24 protein-coding genes are annotated in these 24,438 nt (G+C 70.9%); 14 read left to right on the top strand and 10 right to left on the bottom strand.

Annotated features, from left to right (window positions below; all coding sequences use genetic code 11):
- Window positions 1-32: 32 nt before the first annotated feature.
- The 4 genes from ACFQU3_RS07675 to ACFQU3_RS07690 all read right to left on the bottom strand — a co-directional run bounded on the left by ACFQU3_RS07675 (window position 33) and on the right by ACFQU3_RS07690 (window position 4,224).
- Window positions 33-1,025, bottom strand: a complete 993-nt coding sequence (locus ACFQU3_RS07675) for an ABC transporter permease (RefSeq protein WP_385908352.1) — start codon at window positions 1,023-1,025, stop codon at window positions 33-35.
- 306 nt (window positions 1,026-1,331) lie between these two features.
- Window positions 1,332-2,345, bottom strand: a complete 1,014-nt coding sequence (locus tag ACFQU3_RS07680) for a hemolysin family protein (protein WP_385908354.1) — start codon at window positions 2,343-2,345, stop codon at window positions 1,332-1,334.
- Complete coding sequence (locus ACFQU3_RS07685; RefSeq protein WP_385908356.1) at window positions 2,342-3,769, bottom strand: hemolysin family protein; 1,428 nt, start codon at window positions 3,767-3,769, stop codon at window positions 2,342-2,344. Before ACFQU3_RS07685 ends, ACFQU3_RS07680 begins: the two co-directional genes overlap by 4 nt.
- Before the next feature lie 146 nt (window positions 3,770-3,915).
- Complete coding sequence (locus ACFQU3_RS07690) at window positions 3,916-4,224, bottom strand: 4a-hydroxytetrahydrobiopterin dehydratase (protein WP_385908358.1); 309 nt, start codon at window positions 4,222-4,224, stop codon at window positions 3,916-3,918.
- A 76-nt stretch (window positions 4,225-4,300) separates the two neighbouring features.
- Between ACFQU3_RS07690 and ACFQU3_RS07695 the strand changes: the two genes are divergently transcribed.
- The 5 genes from ACFQU3_RS07695 to ACFQU3_RS07715 all read left to right on the top strand — a co-directional run bounded on the left by ACFQU3_RS07695 (window position 4,301) and on the right by ACFQU3_RS07715 (window position 11,303).
- Complete coding sequence (locus ACFQU3_RS07695) at window positions 4,301-4,750, top strand: (deoxy)nucleoside triphosphate pyrophosphohydrolase (protein WP_385908360.1); 450 nt, start codon at window positions 4,301-4,303, stop codon at window positions 4,748-4,750.
- Window positions 4,751-4,827: 77 nt separating this feature from the next.
- Window positions 4,828-6,732: a translational GTPase TypA gene (typA, locus tag ACFQU3_RS07700; RefSeq protein WP_385908362.1), complete on the top strand. Its 1,905-nt coding sequence runs from the start codon at window positions 4,828-4,830 to the stop codon at window positions 6,730-6,732.
- Window positions 6,733-6,772: 40 nt separating this feature from the next.
- Window positions 6,773-8,512: an ABC transporter substrate-binding protein gene (locus ACFQU3_RS07705; RefSeq protein ID WP_385908364.1), complete on the top strand. Its 1,740-nt coding sequence runs from the start codon at window positions 6,773-6,775 to the stop codon at window positions 8,510-8,512.
- A 22-nt stretch (window positions 8,513-8,534) separates the two neighbouring features.
- Entirely contained in the window at window positions 8,535-9,464 is a 930-nt protein-coding gene (gene mshB / locus ACFQU3_RS07710; RefSeq protein ID WP_385908366.1) for an N-acetyl-1-D-myo-inositol-2-amino-2-deoxy-alpha-D-glucopyranoside deacetylase, read from the top strand.
- An 87-nt stretch (window positions 9,465-9,551) separates the two neighbouring features.
- Complete coding sequence (locus ACFQU3_RS07715) at window positions 9,552-11,303, top strand: VanW family protein (RefSeq protein WP_385908368.1); 1,752 nt, start codon at window positions 9,552-9,554, stop codon at window positions 11,301-11,303.
- A gap of 13 nt (window positions 11,304-11,316) precedes the next feature.
- Here ACFQU3_RS07715 and ACFQU3_RS07720 read toward each other — a convergent pair whose 3' ends face one another.
- A complete protein-coding gene (locus tag ACFQU3_RS07720; protein WP_385908370.1) occupies window positions 11,317-12,426 on the bottom strand; it encodes a GNAT family N-acetyltransferase in 1,110 nt (369 codons plus the stop codon).
- 63 nt (window positions 12,427-12,489) lie between these two features.
- On the opposite strand from ACFQU3_RS07720, the gene fdxA reads away from it, so the two are divergent.
- The 4 genes from fdxA to ACFQU3_RS07740 all read left to right on the top strand — a co-directional run bounded on the left by fdxA (window position 12,490) and on the right by ACFQU3_RS07740 (window position 15,946).
- Window positions 12,490-12,816 (top strand): ferredoxin, encoded by a 327-nt coding sequence (gene fdxA, locus ACFQU3_RS07725; RefSeq protein WP_020143133.1) that lies wholly within the window; start codon window positions 12,490-12,492, stop codon window positions 12,814-12,816.
- Complete coding sequence (dapC, locus tag ACFQU3_RS07730) at window positions 12,813-13,937, top strand: succinyldiaminopimelate transaminase (RefSeq protein ID WP_385908373.1); 1,125 nt, start codon at window positions 12,813-12,815, stop codon at window positions 13,935-13,937. Before fdxA ends, dapC begins: the two co-directional genes overlap by 4 nt.
- A 240-nt stretch (window positions 13,938-14,177) precedes the next feature.
- Window positions 14,178-15,458 carry a citrate synthase gene (locus ACFQU3_RS07735; RefSeq protein WP_385908375.1) on the top strand — a complete coding sequence of 427 codons (1,281 nt, stop codon included), beginning with the start codon at window positions 14,178-14,180 and terminating at the stop codon, window positions 15,456-15,458.
- A gap of 137 nt (window positions 15,459-15,595) precedes the next feature.
- Window positions 15,596-15,946 (top strand): hypothetical protein, encoded by a 351-nt coding sequence (locus ACFQU3_RS07740; protein ID WP_385908377.1) that lies wholly within the window; start codon window positions 15,596-15,598, stop codon window positions 15,944-15,946.
- A 10-nt stretch (window positions 15,947-15,956) separates the two neighbouring features.
- Here ACFQU3_RS07740 and ACFQU3_RS07745 read toward each other — a convergent pair whose 3' ends face one another.
- A complete protein-coding gene (locus ACFQU3_RS07745; RefSeq protein WP_385908379.1) occupies window positions 15,957-16,829 on the bottom strand; it encodes a hypothetical protein in 873 nt (290 codons plus the stop codon).
- Window positions 16,830-16,877: 48 nt separating this feature from the next.
- Entirely contained in the window at window positions 16,878-17,810 is a 933-nt protein-coding gene (dapD, locus tag ACFQU3_RS07750; protein ID WP_385908381.1) for a 2,3,4,5-tetrahydropyridine-2,6-dicarboxylate N-succinyltransferase, read from the bottom strand.
- A gap of 90 nt (window positions 17,811-17,900) precedes the next feature.
- On the opposite strand from dapD, the gene dapE reads away from it, so the two are divergent.
- The 4 genes from dapE to ACFQU3_RS07770 are packed head-to-tail and all read left to right on the top strand — an operon-like array spanning window position 17,901 to window position 21,520.
- The gene (gene dapE, locus ACFQU3_RS07755) at window positions 17,901-19,019 is read left to right on the top strand and encodes a succinyl-diaminopimelate desuccinylase (RefSeq protein ID WP_385908383.1); all 1,119 of its coding nucleotides are present in this window, start codon (window positions 17,901-17,903) and stop codon (window positions 19,017-19,019) included.
- 22 nt (window positions 19,020-19,041) lie between these two features.
- The gene (locus tag ACFQU3_RS07760) at window positions 19,042-19,815 is read left to right on the top strand and encodes a TIGR00730 family Rossman fold protein (RefSeq protein ID WP_385908385.1); all 774 of its coding nucleotides are present in this window, start codon (window positions 19,042-19,044) and stop codon (window positions 19,813-19,815) included.
- Window positions 19,812-20,321, top strand: a complete 510-nt coding sequence (locus ACFQU3_RS07765; RefSeq protein WP_385908387.1) for a cell division protein DivIVA — start codon at window positions 19,812-19,814, stop codon at window positions 20,319-20,321. Before ACFQU3_RS07760 ends, ACFQU3_RS07765 begins: the two co-directional genes overlap by 4 nt.
- Window positions 20,318-21,520, top strand: a complete 1,203-nt coding sequence (locus ACFQU3_RS07770; protein ID WP_385908388.1) for a hypothetical protein — start codon at window positions 20,318-20,320, stop codon at window positions 21,518-21,520. The genes ACFQU3_RS07765 and ACFQU3_RS07770 overlap by 4 nt, the downstream gene beginning before the upstream one ends.
- A 103-nt stretch (window positions 21,521-21,623) precedes the next feature.
- Here the strand turns inward: ACFQU3_RS07770 and ACFQU3_RS07775 are convergent, their stop codons facing one another.
- Window positions 21,624-22,373: a DinB family protein gene (locus ACFQU3_RS07775; RefSeq protein WP_385908390.1), complete on the bottom strand. Its 750-nt coding sequence runs from the start codon at window positions 22,371-22,373 to the stop codon at window positions 21,624-21,626.
- Between the two features lie 103 nt (window positions 22,374-22,476).
- Entirely contained in the window at window positions 22,477-23,313 is an 837-nt protein-coding gene (locus ACFQU3_RS07780; protein WP_385908392.1) for an enoyl-CoA hydratase/isomerase family protein, read from the bottom strand.
- A 152-nt stretch (window positions 23,314-23,465) separates the two neighbouring features.
- Between ACFQU3_RS07780 and ACFQU3_RS07785 the strand changes: the two genes are divergently transcribed.
- Complete coding sequence (locus ACFQU3_RS07785; protein ID WP_076262632.1) at window positions 23,466-23,639, top strand: DUF3117 domain-containing protein; 174 nt, start codon at window positions 23,466-23,468, stop codon at window positions 23,637-23,639.
- Between the two features lie 118 nt (window positions 23,640-23,757).
- Here the strand turns inward: ACFQU3_RS07785 and ACFQU3_RS07790 are convergent, their stop codons facing one another.
- A complete protein-coding gene (locus tag ACFQU3_RS07790) occupies window positions 23,758-24,381 on the bottom strand; it encodes an O-methyltransferase (RefSeq protein ID WP_385908395.1) in 624 nt (207 codons plus the stop codon).
- Window positions 24,382-24,438: the final 57 nt, after the last annotated feature.

Here is a 24,438-nt window from a genome sequence, read left to right on the forward strand (position 1 = left end):
CTTCGGTGTAGCGGAAATGCGGGCTGCGGAGGTTACCGCGACCGCGGGTCGAGGGCGTCCCTGAGGCCGTCCCCGAAGAGGTTGAAGGCCAGCACCGTCACGAAGATGGCGAGGCCGGGCGGGATCATGAACCACGGGTCGATCTGGTACCACTGCGTCGCGTCGCTGAGCATGCCGCCCCACGTGGCGCGCGGCGGCTGGACGCCGACACCGAGGAAGGAGAGCGCGGCCTCGAAGAGGATGTTGCTCGGGATGAGCAGGGTTGCGTAGACGAGGATCGGCGCGATGAGGTTGGGCAGCATCTCCTTGACGAGGATGTAGGGCGCGGTCGCGCCCAGGCTGCGCGCCGCGTCGACGAACTCACGCTCGCGCAGCGACAACGTCTGTCCTCGCACGATGCGGCCGATGTACGGCCAGTTGAAGAAGCCGATGATGAAGACGATGAGCGCGATCCGCAGGGCCTCGCCCTTGAGCCCGAACGCCTCGTTGGGCACGACACCGACGAGCGCCAGGGAGAAGAGCAGGATCGGGAACGCGAGGAAGATGTCCATCGCCCGGCTGATGAGCGTGTCGACGACCCCGCCGAAGTAGCCGGCGATGGTGCCCAGCGCGGTGCCGATGACGACCGATAGGAGGGTCGCGAGGAAGGCGATGAGCAACGAGATCTGTGAGCCGTAGACGACGCGGCTGAAGATGTCTCGGCCGTTGACCGGCTCGACGCCGAAGAGGAAGTCCCACGACACGCCGCCGAAGGGCGAGGTCGGGATCTGGAGGTCGGCGTCGACGAGCTGCTGGTGGAACTCGTCCGGCGGATGGCCGAGGAGGCCGACGATGAGTGGCGCGCACACGGCCACGGCGATGAGGAAGAGGACGACGAACCCGCCTGCGAGGGCGACCTTGTCACGCTTCAGGCGGGTCCAGGCGATCTGCCCGAGCGAGCGCCCCTCGATCCGTCCCGCGCCTTGGAGCATCGCCTCGGGCTGTGCCGAGGTTGCGCCGGGCTCGAGCTCAAGGGGAGTGCTCATGGATGCCGTCACCTCCGGGTCGTGATCGGTGCCGGAGACCGGGTCGGCCCTCCAACATGCTCATCAGCAGCCGCAACCTACCCTCCCCACGACCGCGCGCCCCATCTTTCAGCGGCATGTCACGGTCAGCAACCGACGTGGCCGAATCGTGACGCGCTGGATATCTTCCGGCGACCTTGCGCGTGGCGCGGGAAGATTGCCCGCTCGCGCCGTCCGCTCGCGGTGGGCCTGTCGCACGCTGCTGAGGCCGGGACGGGGCCCGGCCGCTGGTCCGGACCCCGTCGGGCAGTGCTGTCGCGTCGCGCGTCAGGCGTCGGTCTCGTCGTCGAACCGTCCGAGGACGCGCTCGAGGAGGTCCTCCATCGTCACGAACCCGACCGGGCCAGAGGGCCCGTCGACGAGGACGAGCTGCGCGTGCCGCGCCCGCATCAGCGACACGGTGTCGAGGAGCGAGAGCGTCGTGGCGACGTGGACGGCGGGGGCGGTGACGGCCGCCACCGGGGTCCCGGGCGCCGCCCGGACGATGTCACGCACGTGCGCGATGCCGACGGGCTCGTCCCCCTCGCTGACGACGAGCCTCGACCTGCCGCTGTCGCGCGACAGCGCCTCGGCCTCGGCGCACGTCGCCGTCGTCGGGACGCCGATGGCGCGGTCGATGGGCACGAGGACATCGGTGAGCGGCGTCGTGTCGAGGTCGATGGCCCCGGCGAGCACGCGGTGCTCCGGCTCGGCGAGCATGCCGTGGGCCCTGGAGCTCGCGATGAGCAGCTGCAGCTCCTTCGGGCCGTGGACCTGGCCGAGCTCGTCTTGTGGGGTGACGCCGAGGAGGCGGAGGCATCCGTTGGCCATCGCGTTGAGCATCCACAGCGCAGGACGGGCGACCCGGGCGAACGCGCGGAACGGCAGCGCGAGCAGCACCGCCGAGCGCTCCGGGTGCGCGATGGCCCACGACTTGGGGGCCATCTCGCCGACGACCATGTGGAGGAACACGACGATGCCGACGGCGAGCACCAGCGAGACGACGTATGCCGCCGCGTCCGGAACGCGCGCGAACGTGAACACCGGCGTGAGCAGCTCCGCCACCGCCGGCTTGGCGAGCGAGCCGAGCCCGAGCGTGCAGAGCGTGATGCCGAGCTGGGCGCCGGCCAGCATGAGCGACAGCTCACGGCTCGCGCGCACGGCGGCCCGTGCCGCGAGGCTGCCGCGCTCGGCGAGGTCCTCGAGCCGGTGGCGCTTGCTGGCGACGATCGCGAACTCCGCGGCGACGAAGAAGGCGTTGAGCACAAGAAGCAGGACCGAGACGAGGAGTGCGGTGATCATCGGCCGGCCTCCGACCGCTGGAGGCCCTGCACCTGCACCCGCACGCTCGAGGGCACGTGCCGCTCGACGGCCTCGACGGTGAGACGCACGGACACGACGGGACTGCTTGCGGCAGAAGCGGACCCGTCGTCGGAGGCGTCGTGGACGGCGTCGGCGGTACGGTGGTGTCGTTCGGTGACGACCTCACGGCGCGCGTCGACGACGAGCTCGTCGGCGACGACGGCCGTGCGACCGAGGTGCTCGAGGATGAGCCCGCTGATCGTGGAGTACTCGTCGCTGCTCTCGAGCCGCAGCTCGGTGGCGGTGTCGAGCTCGTCGAGGCGCAGGTGGCCGGGCACGACCCAGGCGTCCGGACCGGCCTCGACGACACCGGGCTCGGGGAGGTCGTCCTCGTCGAGGATCTCGCCCACGACCTCCTCGGCGATGTCCTCGAGGGTCACGACCCCGGCGAAGCCGCCGTGCTCGTCGACGACCACTGCCATCTGGCGGTGGTCCGCACGGATCTGCTCGAGCACGCGGGGCAGCGCAGCGCTGGTCGGCACGACCGTCGGGTCGGACACGACAGAGCCCACGGGCGTCGCCGCGCGCCGGGCCGGCTCGACCGAGAGCACCTCGGCGATCCCGGCCACGCCGACGATGTCGTCGCCGTCGCGGCCCGTGACGGGAAAGCGTGACCAGCCGCTGTCGAGCAGCTCGACGAGCTCGGAGACGGTGGCGTCCGCGTGGATCGTCGTGACGCGCACGCGCGGCGTCATGACGTCGCCGGCGTCCAGCTCGCGGAAGCGCAGGCCGCCCTCGAGGACGCCGGAGAGGTCGTCGTCGAGGAGGCCGCCCGCGTGCGACTCGTCGATGATGCGAGTGAGGTCCTCGGCGGTCGCGCCCTGCTCGAGCTCCTCGACGGGCTCGATGCCGACCTTGCGCAGCAGTGCCGTCGAGGCGCGGTCGAAGAGGCGGACGACCGGGCCGGCGACTGTCAGGTAGATCAGGGTCGAGCGGCTGAGCGAGCGTGCCAGCGGCACCGTGCGGGCGATGGCGAGGTTCTTGGGGGCCAGCTCGCCGAAGACCATCTGGACGACCGTCGAGAAGACGAGCACCGCGGTGACCGACAGGCTGAGCCGGGCGGCATACGACATCGACGGGTCGAGCAGCTGCGCGAGGCCCTCACCCACGAGAGGCTCGGAGACGTAGCCGACGAGCAGCGCGGTGACGGTGATGCCGAACTGCGCCGCCGACAGCGTGAACGACAGCTGCGAGGTGACCCGCAGGGCTCGGGTGGCGGCGGCGTCGCCGTGCTCGGCGAGCTCCCTGAGCGCGTTGCGGTCGACGGCGACGTACGCGAACTCCTGGGCCACGAAGTAGCCGGTCGCGGCGGTCAGGGCGAGGACCAGCACCATGCCCAGGCAGATGCCGAGGGCGGTGCTCATGCGATCACCACCCGGGCGAGCGAGTGGTGGGACGGGGACGGCCGGACCGGGTCCGGCCAGGGACTATGGCCCTCCCGGGACTCGGCGCGCGAGCCGGAGCGTGAGTGCGATCGCATGCGGCAATGTTAGGTGACGCGTGACGGCGTTCACCCGGCCGATCTGGCGCCCCGGCGCACGGCCTCCTGGCTGATCTGGTGGGCCAGCTCTATGTCGAGCTGGGTGAGGCCACCCTCCGAGTGCGTGGAGAGCGCGAAGCTCACCGTGCGCCACCGGATGTCGATGTCCGGGTGGTGGTCCATCGTCTCGGCCGCGGCCGCGACCTCCTGCACCAGGGCGATACCGGCGAGGAACTCCGGGGCCTCGTAGGAGGCCCGGATCGTGTCGCCGTCGCGGGTCCAGTCGGGCAGGTCGCCCAGCTGGCGTTCGATCTCCTCGTCGTCCAGCAGTCGTGTCATGTACCCCATTGAACCCCGCCCGGGCGGGTGTTCGAGCGGTCGTCGTCCTTGTCGCTGTGGCACCATCGAGGTCGCCATGAGCACCACTGACCCCACGCCGGTCCGCCTCGTCGTCGGGGCCGCCATCGTCGACGACCTCGAGCGCCCCGCCCAGCTGCTGTCGGCGCGGCGCACCGAGCCGTCGGCACTGGCCGGCGGCTGGGAGCTGCCCGGTGGCAAGGTCGACGACGGGGAGTCACCGCTGTCGGCGCTGCACCGTGAGGTGCTCGAGGAGCTCGGCGTACGCATCCGGCTGGGTGCCCACGTGCCGGGCCCGCTGCCGGGTGCCACCTGGCCGCTCGGCGACAGGTACGAGATGCTGGTGTGGCTCGCCGAGGTCGTCGAGGGGGAGCCGGCACCCATCGAGGACCACGACGAGCTGCGCTGGCTCCGGCTCGACGACCTTCGCGCTGTCGGGTGGCTCCCCGCAGACCTGCCCATCGTCGAGACGCTCGCGACGATGCTCCGGGGCCCGAAGGGCACCTGAGCCGCTCGGCGCGCCGCCCCTCCATACGCCTCGCGCGTGGTCAGAACCACCCTCGAATCCCTGAGAGACTGTCCCTCATGCCCATGAAGACCCGTGCGGACATCCGCAACGTCGCCATCGTCGCCCACGTCGACCACGGCAAGACCACGCTCGTCGACAAGATGCTCTGGCAGTCGGGTGCGTTCGGTGAGCACCAGCACGTCGACGAGCGCGCGATGGACTCCGGCGACCTCGAGCGTGAGAAGGGCATCACGATCCTCGCCAAGAACACGGCGGTGCACTACAACGGCAAGGCTGCCTCCGACCGCGGCCTGGGCGACGGCGTGACGATCAACATCATCGACACGCCCGGCCACGCCGACTTCGGCGGTGAGGTCGAGCGAGGCCTGTCCATGGTCGACGGTGTCGTGCTCCTCGTCGACGCGTCCGAGGGCCCGCTTCCGCAGACCCGCTTCGTGCTGCGCAAGGCGCTCGCCGCGAAGATGCCGGTCATCCTCTGCATCAACAAGGTCGACCGGCCCGACTCGCGCATCGCCGAGGTCGTCGACGAGACGTACGAGCTCTTCCTCGATCTCGACGCCACCGAGGACCAGATCGACTTCCCGATCGTCTACGCGTCGGCCAAGGCCGGCCGCGCCTCGCTCGAGCGCCCCGCTGACGGCGGCCTGCCGGAGGGCGACGACCTCGAGGCGCTCTTCGCGACCATCCTCGAGACGATCCCCGCCCCGACCTACGACGACGAGGCCCCGCTGCAGGCGCACGTCACCAACCTCGACGCGTCGAACTTCCTCGGCCGCCTCGCCCTGCTCCGCGTCCACAACGGCACCATCACCAAGGGCCAGCAGGTGATGTGGTGCCGCCACGACGGCTCCCAGCAGCGGGTCAAGATCACCGAGCTGCTCATGACCGAGGCCCTCGAGCGCAAGCCCGCCGAGAGTGCCGGTCCGGGCGACATCATCGCCGTCGCCGGCATCCCCGAGATCACCATCGGCGAGACCCTCGCCGACGCCGAGAACCCGATCCCGCTGCCGCTCATCACCGTCGACGAGCCGGCCATCTCGATGACGATCGGCACCAACACGAGCCCGCTCGTCGGACGCGGGGCGACCAAGGGCACGAAGGTCACGGCCCGCATGGTCAAGGACCGCCTCGACAAGGAGCTCATCGGCAACGTGTCGCTGCGCATCCTGCCCACCGAGCGCCCCGACGCCTGGGAGGTCCAGGGCCGTGGTGAGCTCGCGCTCGCCATCCTCGTGGAGCAGATGCGTCGCGAGGGCTACGAGCTGACCGTGGGCAAGCCCCAGGTCGTGACCCGCGAGGTCGACGGCAAGGTCCACGAGCCGGTCGAGCGGCTCACGATCGACACCCCCGAGGAGTTCCTCGGGCCGATCACCCAGATCATGGCCGCGCGCAAGGGGCGCATGGAGCAGATGACCAACCACGGCACCGGCTGGATCCGCATGGAGTTCCTCGTGCCGAGCCGTGGACTCATCGGCTTCCGCACGGAGTTCCTCACCGAGACCCGCGGCACGGGCATCGCCCACCACGTCTTCGAGGACTACGAGCCCTGGTTCGGCACGATCACGACCCGCATCAGCGGCTCGCTCGTCTCGGACCGCAAGGGTGTCGTCACGGCGTACGCGATGGTCAACCTCCAGGAGCGCGGCGTCCTCTTCGTCGAGCCGACCACCGAGGTCTACGAGGGCATGATCGTCGGCGAGAACTCCCGAGCCGACGACATGGACGTCAACATCACGAAGGAGAAGAAGCTCACCAACGTGCGCGCGTCCTCCTCCGACAACTTCGAGAAGATCGTGCCGCCGCGCAAGCTCAGCCTCGAGCAGAGCCTCGAGTTCTGCCGCGAGGACGAGTGCGTCGAGGTGACGCCGGACGCCGTGCGCATCCGCAAGGTCGTCCTCGACGCCAACGAGCGCGCGCGCACCGCCTCCCGCATCCGGGCGGCGGCGAAGGCCGAGGGCTGACAGGAGGGTGCGCGGCGTGGTGCGCAGGCTGAGGAGGGCGATGGCCATCGGGGTCGGTACCGCCCTCCTGGCAGCCGGTGCAGCGGCGTGCACGGGCTCGCCCGACACCTCGGACACGCAGGGCGCCATCGGCACGGCTCCGGCCGGCCCCGCCGGGCAGCCCCAGCCGGGTGGCATGCTCCAGGTCCTCGTCGCGGGCACGATCTCGACGTGGGACCCGCAGCTGATGTACGTGGGGCCCGAGGCGTTCTTCGCCCAGCGCACCTTCGTGCGCGGCCTCACGGCGTACGGCACCGGTGAGCACCAGCGCGACGTCGAGGCCGACCTCGCCACCGACACCGGCACACCCGGGGACGGCGGGCGCACGTGGACGTTCACGCTGCGCGAAGGCCTGAAGTGGCAGGACGGGTCGCCGATCACGTGCGACGACGTGCGCCAAGGCGTGGCCCGCACGTTCGACCGGCGCACCCACGTCGGGGGCACGAACTACGCGAGCTACCTGCTCGACATGCCGACGAAGGTGACCGCGGAGGGGCTCGAGAAGCCGGTCTACGCGGGCCCCACCGACAAGGCCAACCAGAAGGACTTCGACCGCGCCGTCTCGTGCAAGGGCCGCACCGTCACCTTCCGCCTGCGCGACGCCGAGCCCGACTTCGCGCACATCGTCGCGCTCCCGGAGTTCGCGCCGCGCAAGGCGTCCGCCGACACCAGGTCCGACAAGGCGTCGTATGCCGTCATGTCGAGTGGGCCGTACCGCCTCAGGGAGCCGTGGACCGTCGGCAAGGGCGGCACGTTCGTGCGCAACGAGCACTGGGACCCCCGCACCGACCCGATCCGCCAGGCGTACCCCGACGAGATCCACGTGACGTCGGGGCTCGGCGAGTCGGCCGTCATCCAGCGGCTGCTCAACCAGCAGGACGACGACGCGTACGCCGTGTCGTGGGTCCAGGCGAGCCCGACGCTGCGCAACCAGGCCGGCACCGACCTGCAGGCCCGGCTCACCTTCCCCTACACGGGCAACGTCGACTACCTCGCCGTCAACATGCGCAGCAAGGTCATGGCCGACCCCGCGGTCCGCAAGGCGCTGGCCCTGTCGACGAACCGCGCCACCTACGTCGCCGCGACCGGAGGCGAGGGCGCGGGCACGCCGACGTGGTCGATCCTGTCTCCGTCCGTCGACCCCGAGTCGGTGACGCCACCGGCCGGTGCCGGTGTCGAGGGCGACCCCGAGGCTGCGCGGAGCCTGCTCCAGAAGGCCGGAGTCAAGCTGCCCGTCAAGCTGCGGGTCGTGCACGCGCGGTCCGTGCTGGCCGACAAGGCGTATGCCGCCCTCGCCGCAGGCTGGGAGCGTGCGGGTTTCGAGGTGCAGCTCACGGGCGTGCCGCCGGAGGAGTACTACGAGACCATCGAGAAGCCGACGTCGGTCGACACCTACGACGTGTTCCGTGGGGTCTGGACCCCTGACTGGCCGTCGGCCGGTGGGGTGCTGCCGGCGCTCTTCGACCCGCGCATCAACATCGACTCGTCGGGGCCCGGTCAGGACGTCGGCTACTTCAGCAGCGACGCCGTCAACGCTCTCATCGACAAGGCCGACGCGACGGCCGACACCGATGCCCGCGCGAAGGTGTGGGAGCAGGCCGACCGGGCCATCCGCGACCAGGGCGGCTACATCGCGCTCTCCGCGACGAAGGCCCTGCACCTGCACGGTGCCGGCGTGAAGTTCTACGAGGACCACAGCGTCGGCGGCATCGTCGACCTCGCCACCGTGTCCGTGCGCTGACGACCTGACCGAGAGGACTCCCGTGGCCCGCCTGCTCTTCGTCCATGCCCACCCCGACGACGAGACCCTGACGTGCGGGGTGACCATGGCCCACCACGTCGCGCGTGGTGACGAGGTGCACGTGCTCACGTGCACGCTCGGCGAGGAGGGCGAGGTCGTCCCGCCGGGCCTGGCCCACCTCGAGGGCGACCCGGCCGACGGCCTCGGACCGTACCGCCACGGCGAGCTGTCCCGGGCCCTCCGGGCGCTCGGCGTGACGGGGCACGTGCTCGGCGCCGACCCTGCCGCCGGACGCCTGTCCCGCTACCGTGACTCCGGCATGGCCGGGTCGCCCGCGGCCCGGCGCCCGGAGGCCTTCGCCGCTGCCCGCCCGGACGACGCGGGGGCTCTCGTGGCGGCCGTGCTGCGCGAGCTGCGCCCCGATGTCGTGGTCACCTACGACGAGCACGGCGGGTACCGGCACCCCGACCACATCCAGACGCACCGCGTCACACGTCGGGCCCTGCAGCTGCTAGGCGACGAGGACCTTCCGGCCCGCACCTACGAGATCCTCACGCCGGTCGGCTGGGCGCGCGAGGACCGTGCGTGGCTCTGCAACGCAGACCCGGACCTGCTCGACACCGCCGTGTGGTGGCGCGAGCAGGACCTCGGCGCCTCGGGCGCCGACGCTCCGGCGCCGCCTCGTCTCGTCCTGCCCGCCGCCGACGACCCGTTCCCGCCGTCCGTCGTCGACGACGACCTCGTGACGCACGTCGTGCACGACGACGAGGCCCGGTCCGCCAAGAACGCCGCCCTGCGGGCGCACGCGACGCAGGTCATCGTCGCGAGCGAGGACGTCCACGCCCTCTCCAACCTCGTGGCCGTGCGCACGACCGGGCGCGAGGGCTTCCGACAGGTCGACCCCCGCACGTGGGAACCGACGGGCCGGCGGGGGAGCGACCTGCTCGACTGAGCGGCTGGGCAACGATCTCGTCACGGCGGCGACACCGGGCTCCCGATTCGGCGACTTCGGGGACCGCGCGGGTTACCTTGTGCGCACATGTTCCCGGCGCCCGGAGACCTGATGTCCGACGACTGGTACGACGACAACCGTCGCGAGCGACGCTCGACCGTGGTGCGCCTCGTCGTGGCAGCGGTGATCCTCGGCGGAGGGTATGCGGGGTTGTGCACGTGGTCGTCCCAGCACGTGCCGGCAACGGTGTCGGTCGGTGGCATCCACGTCGGGGGCATGACGAGCGAGGCCGCCCGCGCCGCGATCGACAGGGGGTCGCGGTCGGTGCTCCTCACTCCCATCGCGCTCACGGTGCCCGGTCGTGCCCAACCCGTCACGGTCGTGCCCCGCGAGGCCGGGCTACGCGTCGACGCGGAGCGCTCGCTCGACGGGCTGACCGGCTTCACGCTCGACCCGCGGACTGTCTGGGACAAGCTCACCGGCTCGATCGAGGCACCGCTGCTGACGAGCGCCGACGACGACGCCCTCACGGCCTACCTCGGCAGGCTCGCCCCCACCGTCGCCCGCGTGCCGGTCGAGGGAAAGGTGACGTTTCCCGGGGGTGTCGTCTCCGTCGACATGCCCGTGCCCGGCCGGACCCTGGACATCGCCGGGACCAAGATGGCGCTGCGCAAGGCGTTCCCCGACCGCACCGAGGCCACGGCCGCTGTTCGCGAGGTGGACCCCCGCGTCAGCGCCGAGACGCTCCAGCGGGTCGCCTCGCAGTTCGGCAGCACCGCGATGTCCCGTCCGCTCACCCTGGTCGCCGGGACGAGCAAGGTCCTGCTGCCCCCTGCCGCGTACGCCCCGATGGTGACCGTCGAGCCGGACGGGGCGGGAGGCCTCACCCCGAAGTTCGACGAGCCCCGCCTGGCCGCGCTCGTCGCGAGCAAGCTCAAGGTGACGACGCGGACTGCTCGCAACGCACACTGGGTCTTCGAGCCGGGCAACGGCCGGCCGCGTCTCGTGCCGTCGGTCGACGGCGCCGCAGTCGACGAGCGCGCCGTGACCAAGCGGGTCGTCGCCGCGATCTCGGGCACCAACCGCACCGTCGACGTGCGGCCCACGATCACCCGCCCGGCCTTCACGACCCAGGACGCCCAGAAGGCTGGCGTCACCACGCTCGTCGTCGACTTCACGTCGCCCTTCCCCACCAACGACACGACCCGCACGCACAACCTCGTCGTCGCCACGAAGCGGATCAACGGCACGTACGTGAAACCAGGAGGGACCTTCAGCCTCAACGGGATCCTCGGCGAGCGCACGAAGGCCAAGGGGTACGCCGACGGCACCGTCATCATCAACGGGCGCCTGACGCGGGGCATCGGTGGCGGCGTCAGCCAGGTCTCGACCGTCATCTACAACATGGCCTACTTCGCCGGCGTCGACTTCCTCGAGTTCAGCCCGCACGCGTTCTTCATCCCCCGCTATCCCGAGGGCCGTGAGGCGACCGTCTACTGGCCCTCGATCGACAACAGGTGGAGGAACGACACCCCGTACGGGATGCTCCTGCAGACCTGGGTCGAGGACGGGTACGTCCACGGACGGGTCTGGAGCACGAAGACCTGGGACATCAAGTCGATCAAGGGCCCGCGGCGAAACGTCGTGCCTCCCAAGACGATTCGCAGCGACAGCCTCAAGTGCTACCCGCAGCAGGCCAACCCCGGCTTCGACGTCACCGTGACCCGGCAGTGGTACCGGCCCGGGTCGAGCACCCTCGTCAAGAGCGAGAGCGTGTCGACGCACTACGACCCCGAGGACCGCATCATCTGCACGAACCCCGACGCCACGCCGCCGTGACGAAGCGGCAGCGTCAGGAGCCGGGGCGTGCGAGGTAGGTGTACTCGTGGTGCACGGTGAAGCCGAGGTCCTCCCAGAAGGAGACGCCGGTCGTGTTGTCGCCCGACACCTGGATGTACATCGCGGGCATGTTGTTCTCGCGTGCGACCATCGCGGCTGCCGACACCAGGGTCGTGCCGAGGCCGGACCGGCGGTGGTCCGGGTGCACCCAGAGACCGAAGATGCCGGCCCAGCCGGGGTGGATCGACAGGCGGGCCAGGGCGATGATGCGGTCGGTCTCCGGGTGGCGCACCGACAGGAAGAGCTGACCCTCGCTGCCCGTGAGGACCGCCTCGGTGGAGCCCGGCACGATGGAGCGTTGCTCGCCATAGGCCATCAGCCAGTCCGGCTTGAGCTCGGCATCGGCGACCACCGGGGCCGACTGCTCGGTCAGCGGCGGCACCGCTGCGGACAGTCCGGTCATGACGAGGACCCGCTCCCAGCCCTCGTTGCCGCCGCCGACGGCGTAGCCGCGGGCGAGCAGGGCCGCGACGGCAGGCTGGTCCTCGGGGACGAAGCCGGGCTCGCCGTGCACCTGGAAGAGCGGCGGGCGGCCCCGCTCGGCGTACCAGCTCTCGACGAAGTCGATCGCCTTGTCGAGGGGCAGGCTCGGTTCGCCGACGACGAGGACGGAGTTGGCCCGGCCGGTGAAGCCGCCCGACGCGCGCAGCACCCAGTCGCCGAGGCCGCCGCGGTCGACGGCCGGCCAGCCCTTGGCCATGACCTTCTCGAGGTCGTCGGCCGAGATGCGCCGGTGGGCCCGGCCCGGGCGGCTCGCGGGTGGCGGGACGTCCTTGGCGGCGATGACGTCGGCGCGGATGAGCTTCACCCGCTCGGTCCTCGTGTCGACGATGAGGAAGTCGTTGTCACGGGCCACCAGCTCGCCCAGGAAGTCGGTCGCGGCGGCCTGCGACCCCTCCTCGAGCCGGTAGCGCACGACGACTCGGCTGCCGATCGTCAGGCCGGCGGTGAGCCGGTGGCCCGGGGTGTCCGTGCTGCCCAGGGAGCCCTGCCCGGGGTGGTGCCTCGAGCCGCTCTCGTGGAGGGTCTCATCGGTGGGGCCGTGCGTGGGCTCGCCGTTCATTCCGGCATACTAGGCGGTGCAGCATCCGCTCCCGAACGCTCCACAGCAGGAGGTCCGCTCCCCATGACCTACGTCATTGCCCAGCCTTGCGTCGACCTGAAGGACCGTGCCTGCATCGAGGAGTGTCCGGTCGACTGCATCTACGAGGGCAAGCGGTCGCTCTACATCCACCCCGACGAGTGCGTCGACTGCGGTGCCTGCGAGCCGGTGTGTCCCGTCGAGGCGATCTACTACGAGGACGACGTCCCCGAGCAGTGGGCCGACTACTACAACGCCAACGTCGAGTTCTTCAACGACCTCGGCAGCCCCGGCGGCGCCGCGAAGCTCGGCGTCATCGACAAGGACCACCCGCTCATCGAGGCGCTGCCGCCTCAGGAACACGACGAGTGACCACGCCCCGAAGAGGACTCCACCTTCCTGACTTCCCCTGGGACCTGCTCGCGCCCTACAAGGCGCGAGCGGTCGCGCATCCGGAGGGCATCGTCGACCTGTCGGTCGGCACGCCCGTCGACCCGACCCCAGAGGTGGTCCGGCGGGCGCTGGCCGAGGCGGCAGATGCGCCGGGCTACCCGCTGACGGTCGGCACGGCCGACGTCAGGTCGGCGATCTGCGAGTGGTTCGAGCGGCGCCGTGGCGTCCGCGGTCTGGGGGTCGACGCGGTCCTGCCGACCATCGGCAGCAAGGAGCTCGTCGCGTGGCTGCCGACGCTTCTCGGCCTGGGCGCCGGTGACGTCGTCGGCATCCCCGCCGTCGCCTACCCGACCTACGACATCGGCGCCCGCATCGCGGGCGCGACGAGTGTCGTCGCGCAGTCGCTGACGAGCCTGGGCCCGCTGACGGCGGCCACGACACCGAAGCTCTTGTGGCTCAACAGCCCCGGCAACCCGAACGGGCAGGTCCTCGGGGTCGACCACCTGCGCAAGGTGGTCGCGTGGGCCCGCCAGCACGACGTCGTCGTCGCGAGCGACGAGTGCTACGCCGAGCTCGACTGGCGCGACGGCCAGGTGGGCACGTCCACGCCGAGCATCCTGCACCCCGACGTCTGCGACGGCTCCCACGAGGGCCTCCTCGCGGTGTACTCGCTGTCCAAGCAGTCCAACCTCGCGGGCTACCGAGCAGCGTTCCTCGCCGGTGACCCGGCCCTCGTGGGTGCGATCCTCGAGGTGCGCAAGCACGCCGGCATGATCATGCCCGCGCCCGTCCAGCACGCGATGGCGGCCGCCCTGCGCGACGACACCCACGTGCAGGCGCAGCGCACGGCATACGCCCGCAGGCGCGAGCAGCTGCTCGCCGCCGTCACCCGGGCGGGCCTCCGTGTCGACCACTCCGAGGCGGGCCTCTACCTGTGGGCAACACGCGAGGAAGACTGCTGGACAACAGTTTCCGACCTCGCCGACCGCGGCATCCTCGTCGCTCCGGGTGCCTTCTACGGTGTCGCGGGCGCGCAGCACGTGCGCATCGCGCTCACCGCGAGCGACGAACGCGTCGCAGCCGCCTGCGCCCGGTTCTGACCCCTCACCTCGCAGCCCTCGTCCGCGCGCGTCGGGGCGAGGGCTCGAGACGTCTCCACGCCAGCCTGCAGGGCTGGCTCCGGGGTCGTCTCGCTGGCCGTCTCCCGGGCCGTGTGAGGGGCGTGTCCGGGCCGTGGTACAGGGGATGGACCTGTTTTCTCAGGGGGGTCGACGCTGGGGTAACGTCGCTCGCGATACGTCCGGCGACGTCTGGGCCGGAGTTACAGGAGGCGAGGAACAGTGACGAAGGCAGTGGACGCGACACTCAAGGTCGCAGACAAGGAACTCACGTTCCCGGGCGTCGACGCCGTGGTCGGCAATGACGGGCTCGGTGTGGGCTCCCTGCTCAAGGAGACCGGCCTCGTCACCTACGACGTCGGTTTCGTCAACACGGCGTCGTGCAAGAGCGCGATCACCTACATCGACGGCGACCAGGGCATCCTGCGCTACCGCGGCTACCCGATCGACCAGCTGGCCGAGAAGTCCTCGTTCGTCGAGGTCGCCTACCTGCTCATCTACGGTGAGCTTCCGACCCCCGACGAGCTGACCCGCTTCGAGGACCTCATCCGCCGGCACACGATGCTGCACGAGGACCTCCGAGCCTTCTTCAACGGCTTCCCCCGCGATGCCCACCCGATGCCGGTGCTCAGCTCGGCCGTCTCGGCGCTCGGCACGTTCTACCAGGACAGCCTCGACCCGTTCGACCAGGAGCAGGTCGAGATCTCGACGGTCCGCCTCCTCGCGAAGCTGCCGACGATAGCTGCGATGGCGCACAAGAAGAGCGTCGGTCAGCCGTACATGTACCCGGACAACTCGCTGTCGTTCGTCGAGAACTTCCTCCGGATGACGTTCGGCTACCCCGTCGAGCCCTACGAGGTCGACCCGACCGTCGCCAAGGCCCTCGACCTGCTCTTCATCCTGCACGCCGACCACGAGCAGAACTGCTCCACCTCGACCGTCCGCCTCGTCGGCTCGGCCCACGCGAACCTCTTCAACTCGGTCTCGGCCGGCATCCATGCCCTGTCCGGCCCGCTCCACGGCGGCGCCAACCAGGCCGTCCTCGAGATGCTCGGCAAGCTCCACGCCTCGGGCGATGACCCGAAGAAGTTCATGGAGAAGGTCAAGAACAAGGAGGACGGTGTCCGCCTCATGGGCTTCGGGCACCGCGTCTACAAGAACTACGACCCGCGCGCGGCGATCATCAAGAAGTACGCCGACGAGGTCCTCGAGAAGCTCGGACAGAACGACCCGCTCCTCGACATCGCCAAGGGCCTCGAGGAGATCGCCCTCGCCGACGACTACTTCGTCGAGCGCAAGCTCTACCCCAACGTCGACTTCTACACGGGTCTCATCTACAAGGCCATGGGCTTCGAGTCGAAGATGTTCACCGTGCTCTTCGCCATCGGCCGTCTCCCGGGCTGGATCGCCCAGTGGCGCGAGATGATGACCGACCCCGAGACGAAGATCGGTCGCCCGCGCCAGATCTACACGGGCGAGGCCGAGCGCTCCTATCCCGGCTGAGCCTCGGCTCCGTCACGTCCGTACGCCTCCGGCCCGTCCCGCACCACGCGGGGCGGGCCGTTCGCGTGCAGCCCATCGTCGATGTCAGACGCACGTGCATCTGCCCGTATGCCGTCCGGCTGGGTCATGATGGGGCGATGGCCAAGTACCTCGTCAACGACGCGGCCGTCGCCCGGTGCCGCGAGCTCATCGACAAGCGGCAGTACGTCCTCGACAGCGACTGGGGAGACGTGCAGCCCGACGCGGCGGCGCAGAACGTATACCTCGAGAACCACTCGTGGGACGACTACGCGGCCTGGCACCTCGGGCTCACCGAGGGGGCGAACGACGAGACGAAGGCGCGCTACGCGTTCGTCTACGGCGACTTCCGGCGCGTGCACCGCACGGCGCTCATCGCCTGCGTCTACCGGGCGTCGGAGTGGCGCCACAAGGACGTGGAGCTCGCCGCGCACGACCTGCTCCAGCACCTCGACCGCGCGACCGGTTGATGCCGCGGGCTCAGGCGAGGGTGATGGTGACCGTCGTCCCTGCGGTCCCGTCCGACCAGCCCTCGTCGCCGGTGCCGCGGTCCCAGGACCGCTCGCCGATGCTGACCGTCGTCGCGCCGTAGAGCTCGGCCCGCGCGACGGACCAGTGCGCCACCGCCCACGCGGTCGTGGCGTCCGCGGCCGACACGGTGAGGAAGCCGTCACCGGCTCGCGCCGACGTGACGCCCATCTGCTCGGCCAGGTCGCTCGCGATCCGGGCGGGCGGCGCCGACGACGTGGCGTCGTCGAGCCGGCAGGTCAGACCTGCGGGGGAGTGGCCCGTGAGCGTCGAGGCGAGCACCCGGCCCTGCCCCTCGTGGTCCCGGTAGGCCTCGGGGTAGCCGCTCTTCTGGACGCGCTGGGCGATCTTCGTGATGTCGGCCGTCTCGTAGCCCTTGTACCTCTCGAGCGCGTCGTAGAACTTGTTGGTCGCGTAGACGGGGTCGAGGATCTGCTTCTCGGTGCCCCAGCCCTGGCTCGGCCGCTGCTGGAACAGCCCGAGCGAGTCGCGGTCCCCGTAGCGCAGGTTGCGGATCTTCGACTCCTGGAAGGCCGTCGTCAACGCGATGGTTGCCGCTCGCGGCGGCATCTTGCGCTTGACCGACAGGGCCGAGATCAGTGCCGCGTTGGCCGTCTGGTCCGGGTCGAAGGTCTCCGTCACGCCGGAGGCGGTGATGGTGCACCTCGGGTTGACGACGCTCGAGTAGAGGAACCGGCCGCCGAACCACACGCCGGCAACGAGGAGCGCGCTCACGACCAGGAGCGTCACGGCGCCGCGTCGGCGACGCACGGGAGCGCGCTCGCGGGACTCGGCGAGAGTCGCGCCCGGTCGGTTCGTCGGCATGGTGTCCTCGAAGGGTCGGCTGCTGGGACAGCCGGCGTGCGGCTGAGGTCAGTCGTTGACGTGGAGCGCGGCGTTGAGGGTGATCCCCGTGCCCTTTCGGTCACGAGCCTCGACGGCGCCACTGACGCTGTTGCGGATGAACAGGATGTTGCTCGACCCTGACAGCTCCTTCGCCTTGACCACGGACCCGTCGGGCAGCATCACCTTGGTCCCCGCGGTGACGTACAGCCCGGCCTCGACGACGCAGTCGTCGCCGAGAGCGATGCCGATGCCACCGTTGGCTCCGACGAGACAACGCTCGCCGATGCTCACGCGTTCCGTGCCGCCGCCCGAGAGCGTGCCCATGATCGAGGCACCCGCGCCGATGTCGGACCCGTCGCCGACGACGACACCCTGCACGATGCGGCCCTCGACCATCGAGGTGCCGAGCGTGCCGGCGTTGAAGTTGCAGAAGCCCTCGTGCATGACGGTCGTGCCGGGAGACAGGTGCGCGCCGAGCCGCACCCGGTCGGCGTCGGCGATGCGCACGCCCTGCGGGACGACGAAGTCAGTCATCCGCGGGAACTTGTCCACCCCGTAGACGGCGACGTGCTGACCGCGGCCACGCAGCCGCATCCGGGTCTGCTCGAAGCCGTCGACGGCACAGGCGCCGGCGCTCGTCCACACGACGTTGGGCAGGGCGCCGAAGATGCCGTCGAGGTTGATCGTGTTGGGCCGCACGAGGCAGTGCGAGAGCAGGTGCAGGCGCAGGTACGCGTCGGGGGCGTCGGCGGGCGCCGCGTCGAGGTCGATCTCGACGAGCCTGACCTCGGTCCGCACGGCGCGGGCCGCGTCGGCCCCGGCCAGGGCCTCGAGTCCCTCGGGCGCCGCCCCGTCGGCAGCACGCAGCCCAACGGCCGGTTGCGGGAACCACGTGTCGAGCACCTGCCCGTCGTCCGTGATGGTGGTCAGTCCGTATCCCCAGGCGTTGCGCTCCGACATGGCCGCAAGGATATGGGGCCGGGCCACGACCGTGAAGCGCGGACCCGGAGCGCGGACAAACCCGCGGCGACCGCCCGCTAGCCTTCCCGTATGCCGTCCAGCCCGCTGCCCACCGACCCGTCCACCGCCGAGGGTGTCATCCGCGAGGCGACCCTCGACCTGTCCGCCGACGTCACGGCGCTCACAGCGGCGGTCTGCGACATCGAGTCCGTGAGCCACGACGAGAAGGCGCTCGCCGATGCCATCGAGCAGGCCCTGCGACCTCTCGCGCACCTCGAGGTCATCCGCGACGGCAACACCATCGTCGCCCGGACGACCTTCGGCCGCGACGAGCGGATCGTGCTCGCCGGGCACATCGACACCGTGCCGCTCACGACCGTGCCGAACCTGCCGACCCGACGCGTCGGTGACGAGCTGTGGGGACGCGGCACGGTGGACATGAAGGGCGGCATCGGCATCATGCTGCGCATCGCCGCACAGGTCACCGAGCCGAGCCGCGACCTGACCTTCCTCTTCTACGAGTGCGAGGAGATCGACGGCAGGTTCAACGGTCTCGCACGGGTCGCCGAGACGACACCCCACCTGCTGGCGGGCGACTTCGCCGTCCTGCTCGAGCCGACGAACGGCGCCATCGAGGGCGGGTGCAAGGGCACCTTGAGGGTAGAGGTCGTCACCAAGGGCATCGCGGCCCACTCCGCGCGGCCGTGGAAGGGCCACAACGCGATCCACGACGCAGGTGTCCTCCTCGCACGCCTCACGGCGTACGAGGCCGAGACGATCAACGTCGACGGGCTCGACTACCACGAGGCCCTCCAGGCCGTCGGGATCAGCGGTGGCATCGCCGGCAACGTCATCCCCGACACGTGCACGGTCACCGTCAACTACCGCTATGCGCCCGACAAGGACACCGAGCAGGCGCTCGCTCACGTCCAGCACGTCTTCGACGGCTTCGAGGTGAGGCTCACCGACGCTGCGGACGGCGCGCGCCCGGGTCTGCTCCTTCCGGCGGCCAAGGCCTTCATCGACGCGCTCGACGTGCCGGTCAACCCCAAGGAGGGCTGGACCGACGTCGCACGCTTCTCGGCCCTCGGCGTCCCGGCCGTGAACTACGGGCCGGGCGACCCCAACCTCGCGCACATGGACGACGAGCACTGCCCCGTGCAGCAGTACGCCGACGCCGAAGCCGCCCTGTTGCGCTGGCTCGGCTGACACGTCCGCATAGGGTGGCGCTGTGAGCGACGAACAGCCCGTGCCCGCCACACCGGGGAGCCCCCACGAGGACCGGCGCCAGACCGGCCCGGTGACGCTGCGCCGTAACAAGGTGCCGCAGACGACGACCGACCAGCGGCTGCTCGAGGCGCACCAGCCCAGCGAGTGGCTGCACGCCGACCCGTGGAGGGTCATGCGGATCCAGTCGGAGTTCGTCGAGGGCTTCGGCGCCTTGTCCGAGCTCGGGCCGGCGGTCGCCGTGTTCGGCTCGGCGCGCACCCGATCAGACGACCCGGCATACGCCCGGGGGGTCGAGGTGGGTCGCCGGCTCGTCGAGGCGGGCTACGCGGTGATCACGGGCGGCGGCCCGGGTGCGATGGAGGCCGCCAACAGGGGAGCCTTCGAGGCGAAGGGCACGTCGGTCGGGCTCGGCATCGAGCTGCCGTTCGAGACCGGGCTCAACGAGTACGTCGACCTCGGCATCAACTTCCGCTACTTCTTCGCCCGCAAGGTCATGTTCCTCAAGTACTCGCGCGGGTTCATCGTGCTACCGGGCGGCTTCGGCACCCTCGACGAGCTCTTCGAGGCCGTGACCCTGGCGCAGACCCAGAAGGTCACCGAGTTCCCCGTCGTCCTCCTGGGCGTCGACTACTGGCAGGGACTCATCGACTGGCTGCGCCACACGGTTCTCGAGAACGGGATGATCGGCCCTGCCGACATCGACCGGCTCATCCTCACCGACGACCCGGAGGAGGCCGTCAAGGCGATCCGCACCTACGAGGAGCCGCGGCCGTGAAGTGGCTCTTCCTCTTCGTCGGAATCGTCGTCGTCTGCTTCGTCGTCGCGCTCGTCCTGGGCCTTGCCGGCGGCGGGCTCGGGCGCACGAGCGCCTCGCTGAGCCACGAGCCGCTGCCCGACGAGCCGATCCGGGACGCCGACTTCGACGACCTCGTCTTCGACGTCGGGGCCCGCGGCTACCGGATGAGCCAGGTCGACGGCGTCATCGACCGGCTGCGACGCGAGCTGCGCGAGAAGGACGAGGAGATCGCCGTGCTGCGCGGCGAGGACCCGGCCGTCGTGCGCGAGCCCGCCGCCGGCCGGACCGTGGACGCCGACGAGCGCCCCGACCGGCCCGAGACCGGTGCCTCAGAGGTCGCGCCCACCGAGCCCGTGGCCGGCGAGCGGGTGCGCTCCGAGGCCGGACAGCGAGAGGGCACGCCATCGCAGGTCGAGCCCTCCGAGGCCGGCCAGGCGGAGGACGAACCGTCCGACACGACGGTCAGCCGCGAACGCACCACATGACCGAGGTGGTCTCCCCACGGCCGCGCCGGGTCTTCGTGGCGTGGGTCCTGGCGGTGTATGCGCTCGCGCGCGTCGTCACGACGACGATCCTGCTCGTCGTCATGCAGCATCAGGTGCCGAGCGGCATGACCGGTGGTGACGACGTGCCGGTCACCTACTTCCCGTTCACGGCACTCTGGGACGGTCAGTGGTACCTGCGGGTCGCCGAGGGTGGCTACCCCGACGTCCTGCCGGTCACCGACACCGGCAAGGTCGGCGAGAACCCGTGGGCGTTCTACCCGCTCTTCCCGCTCATGGCCCGTGTCGGCATGGCCCTGACCGGCCTCGACTTCGCCACCGTCGCCTCGAGCATCGCGCTGCTGTGCGGGGCCGGCGCGGCGGTGGTCATGGGGTTGCTGCTGCGCGAGCGCGTCGGCGACCCGGCGGCATACGTCGTCGTCGCACTCTGGGCGAGCTTCCCCGCGTCGGTGACGCTCCAGCTCGCGTACACCGAGTCGCTCGCGATGCTGCTCCTCGTCGGCTACCTCTACGCCCTCGCCCGCGAACGGTGGCTCGTGGCCACGGCGGTCGCCGTGCTCATCGGGCTGTCGAGACCCATCGCGGCGCCGCTCGGGCTCGTGACACTCGTCGTCGTCTTCGTGCGGTGGCGACGTCGGCGCGAGCGCCCGATCACCGGGGGGACGTATGCCGCGATGCTCGCCGCGCTCGTCGGCTGCGGTGTCGCGGGGCTGCTGTGGCCGGCGATCGCGTGGTGGCGCACCGGCGTCAGCTCGGCCTACACCGACACGATGGCGGCGTGGCGCAGCTACCGCAGCATCGAGCTGTTCGTGCCGTGGGCCGACCGCGTGCAGGACCCGTCGTGGGGGCCCTGGCTCGTCGGCGGCCCCGTCGTCGTGCTGCTCATGGTCGCCGGCCCGTGGGCCCGCAACCTCGGCGCCGACCTGCGCACGTGGACGCTCGGCTACACGGCCTACCTCGTCGCGACGCTCGACCCGTTCACCAGCATCTTCCGCTACCTCATCCCGCTCTTCCCGCTCCTCGTCGTGCTGCTCGGGGCCGGGTGGGCGGACCGGAGGGGCAACACGTGGACGCGGCTCCTGGTGCGCGCCGTGCCCCTGCTCATCGCGTTCGTCGTCGGCCAGTACTACTGGGCCGACGTGCTGTGGCGCTTCGTGCCACCGAGCGACTACCCGCCCTGACCTGACTCGCGCGCGTCCGAGCATCCGGCAGAGCACCGGATCGGGCGCCTGATCGCGCGCCCGATGCGTCTCGGCGACAGCAGGTGCGCGATCTCGCGCGTGATCAGCCTGCCGCTGCGAGCCGGTCGAGGTCCCGCTCGCAGAAGCAGCGGTGCGCCCACTCCTCGTTGAGCAGCGTGTGCAGGCACTCGAGGACCGTGCGCTCCGTCGGGTCGAGCGGCCAGCCCGGCTCCGTCGCGTCCCAGCCGCGCTGCGCGAGGTCGTCACGCGTCACCGTGGCGAGGAAGTCGCTGACCTCGGTGCGCTGGCGCCGGCGTACCTCGAGCACCTCGTCGAGACTCGGCGACGCCGTGGGGTCGAGCCCCATCTCGGGCTGGTGCGGCACGAACCCGGATGCGAGCCCGGTCGCGTGGAAGGCGCCGGCCCGGCCGAGCACGGCGCGCGTGAACCACGAGTCGGTGACGAAGACGAGGTGGCGCATCGTCTCGACGGCCGACCACTCGTCGTCGACCCCCCGGTGCTGGTCCGCCTCGGGCAGCGCCGCGACTCGCGCCGCCGTCTCGTCCCAGTGTCGGGAGAGCCACGACCACGCCTCTCGGAGCAGGGCCGGCTCGTCCGAGCGCAGCAGCAGCCGCTCCGGGTGGCGCCGGTCGAGCTCGGCCTCGACGTAGCCGGTCACCTCGACGCCGTTGACGACAAGGTCCTTCACGAGGCCGTCGATCTCGAGGCCGATCGCGACCACCCCGAGCATCCGGGCGCCCGAGAGGTCGCCCTCACGGAACGTCGCGCGGCTGAGGTCGACGTCGTGGAAGAGGGCCTCGCTGAGGTCTTGGTCGCGGAACTGCTGTGCCATGCCCTCACGCTAGACGCGCATGGCGACAGCGGCCCCCGACCGCGGCCCCGGCGTCGTCACGCCGACAAACGCCACCCCGACAACGCCACCCGGGCGAGCCGGCTCAGGTTCCGCTGTAGGTCGGCTTCTGCTTGGCCAGGAAGGCGTCGACCGCTGCCCGGTGGTCGCTGCTGCGACCCGTCAGCGCCATGAGCTCGGCCTCGTTGGCGAGCGCGTCGGCGAGATCGGCGCTCGCGGAGTAGGCGACCGCGCGGCGGATCGAGCCGTACGCGAGAGTCGGCCCGTCCGCCAGCGTCCGAGCGAGGTCGGCGACTGCCGCATCGAGCGCGTCGGCAGGCACGACCTTCGTCACGAGCCCGAGCGTGAGGGCCTCGTCGGCGCCCACGGTGCGCGGCAGGAGGAGCAGCTCCTTGGCGCGGGCGGGGCCGACGAGGCGGGGGAGGGTCCACGACGCGCCCGAGTCGCACGAGAGCGCGATGCCGGCGAACGAGGTGTTGAGCCCCGCGCGGTCCGACGCGACACGGAAGTCGCACGCGAGCGCGAAGCTGAGTCCCGCCCCGGCGGCGACTCCGTTGATGGCGGCGATGACCGGCTTGTTCATCGTCGCGAGCGACGTGACGATCCGGTTGTAGTGGTCGGTGACCGTCGTCGCGAGCGTCGAGGTCGGGTCGCCGAGGTTGCGCACGTGCTCCTTGAGGTCCTGCCCGACGCAGAACGCGCGACCCGACCCCGTGAGCACGACGCAGCGCACGGCCGGGTCCTCGCCGACCTCGCGCAGCGCCGCGACCAGCGCGCCCTTGAGAGCGTCGTCGAGGCTGTTCATCGCCTCGGGCCGGTTGAGCCGGAGCCAGGCGATGCCGTCGTCGACCTCGACGAGGAGCGGCGAGGCGGTGGAGTCGGGCGTCGCGGGTGTCTCGGGGGTCGCGGGGCTCTCCGTCATGGCCGCCACTCTGTCCCAATCCATCCCGGCGGGGAAGGGCGGCACCCCCTGATCTGGGAGGACGTGCCATCTGTCACATCCCCAATTAGGTCTCGCAAACGAGACACGGAATAATGGGACCAAAGACCGAGGATTCCTAGGGAAGGGGAACCATGGCAGCAATGAAGCCGAGGACCGGCGACGGACCGCTCGAGGTCGTCAAGGAGGGCCGCGGCATCGTGTTGCGGATGCCCCTTGAGGGCGGCGGGCGTCTCGTCGTCGAGATGACCCCCGACGAGGCTGCAGCTCTGCGTGACGCGATCCAGGGTTGTGACGGCGTCAGCTGACCCCTTCGCCTGATCCAGGTTCGACGGTCCCCGACCACCCGGTCGGGGGCCGTTTCGCGTCCCGGCGACAGGACGTATGCCGTCCGGCCGGCCGGACGGCATACGTGTCCGGAGCGCGTCAGCGCTTGACGGCGACGAGCAGGCCCTCGCCCACCGGGAGAAGCGCGACGGTGAACTGGTCGTGGTCGCGGATGGTGCGCCCGACCTCGCGCAGCGTGCGCGTCTCGGCGTCGCGGTTGGCCGGATCGGACTCCTTGTCGCTCCACGTGAGCACGAGGGTGCCGCCGGGCCGGAGCAGGCGGGTGGCCTGCGTGAGGTAGTCGGGGTACTCCTCCTTGTCGGCGTCGATCACGACAAGGTCGTAGGCGGCGTCGGTCATGCGGGGGAGCACCTCGAGGGCGCGACCGGCGATGACGCGGGTGCGCTGGTGGGCGATACCGGCGGCAGCGAACGCGTCGCGAGCGGCGCGCTGGTGCTCGGTCTCGAGGTCGATCGTCGTGAGGATGCCGTCGGCGGGCATGCCGCCGAGCAGCCACAGGCCCGAGGCGCCGGCGCCGGTGCCGATCTCCATGACAGCCTTGGCGCCCGTCGCGGCCGCGAGCAGCTGGAGCACGGCGCCGACACCGTTGCCGACGGGTTGGGCACCGAGCTCCTCGCCACGGCGGCTCGCCTCCTCGACGTGCTCGCTCGGGGCGACGAACTCCTCGGCGTGCGACCATGCGGCGACCTTCTGGGTGCTCATGGTCGTCACCCTACTGTGACGAACCGGGTGGATTCGGCACGCCGTCGCGCTCGAAGG

Source organism: Terrabacter sp. GCM10028922 (genome assembly GCF_042666095.1).
GTDB lineage: Bacteria > Actinomycetota > Actinomycetes > Actinomycetales > Dermatophilaceae > Terrabacter.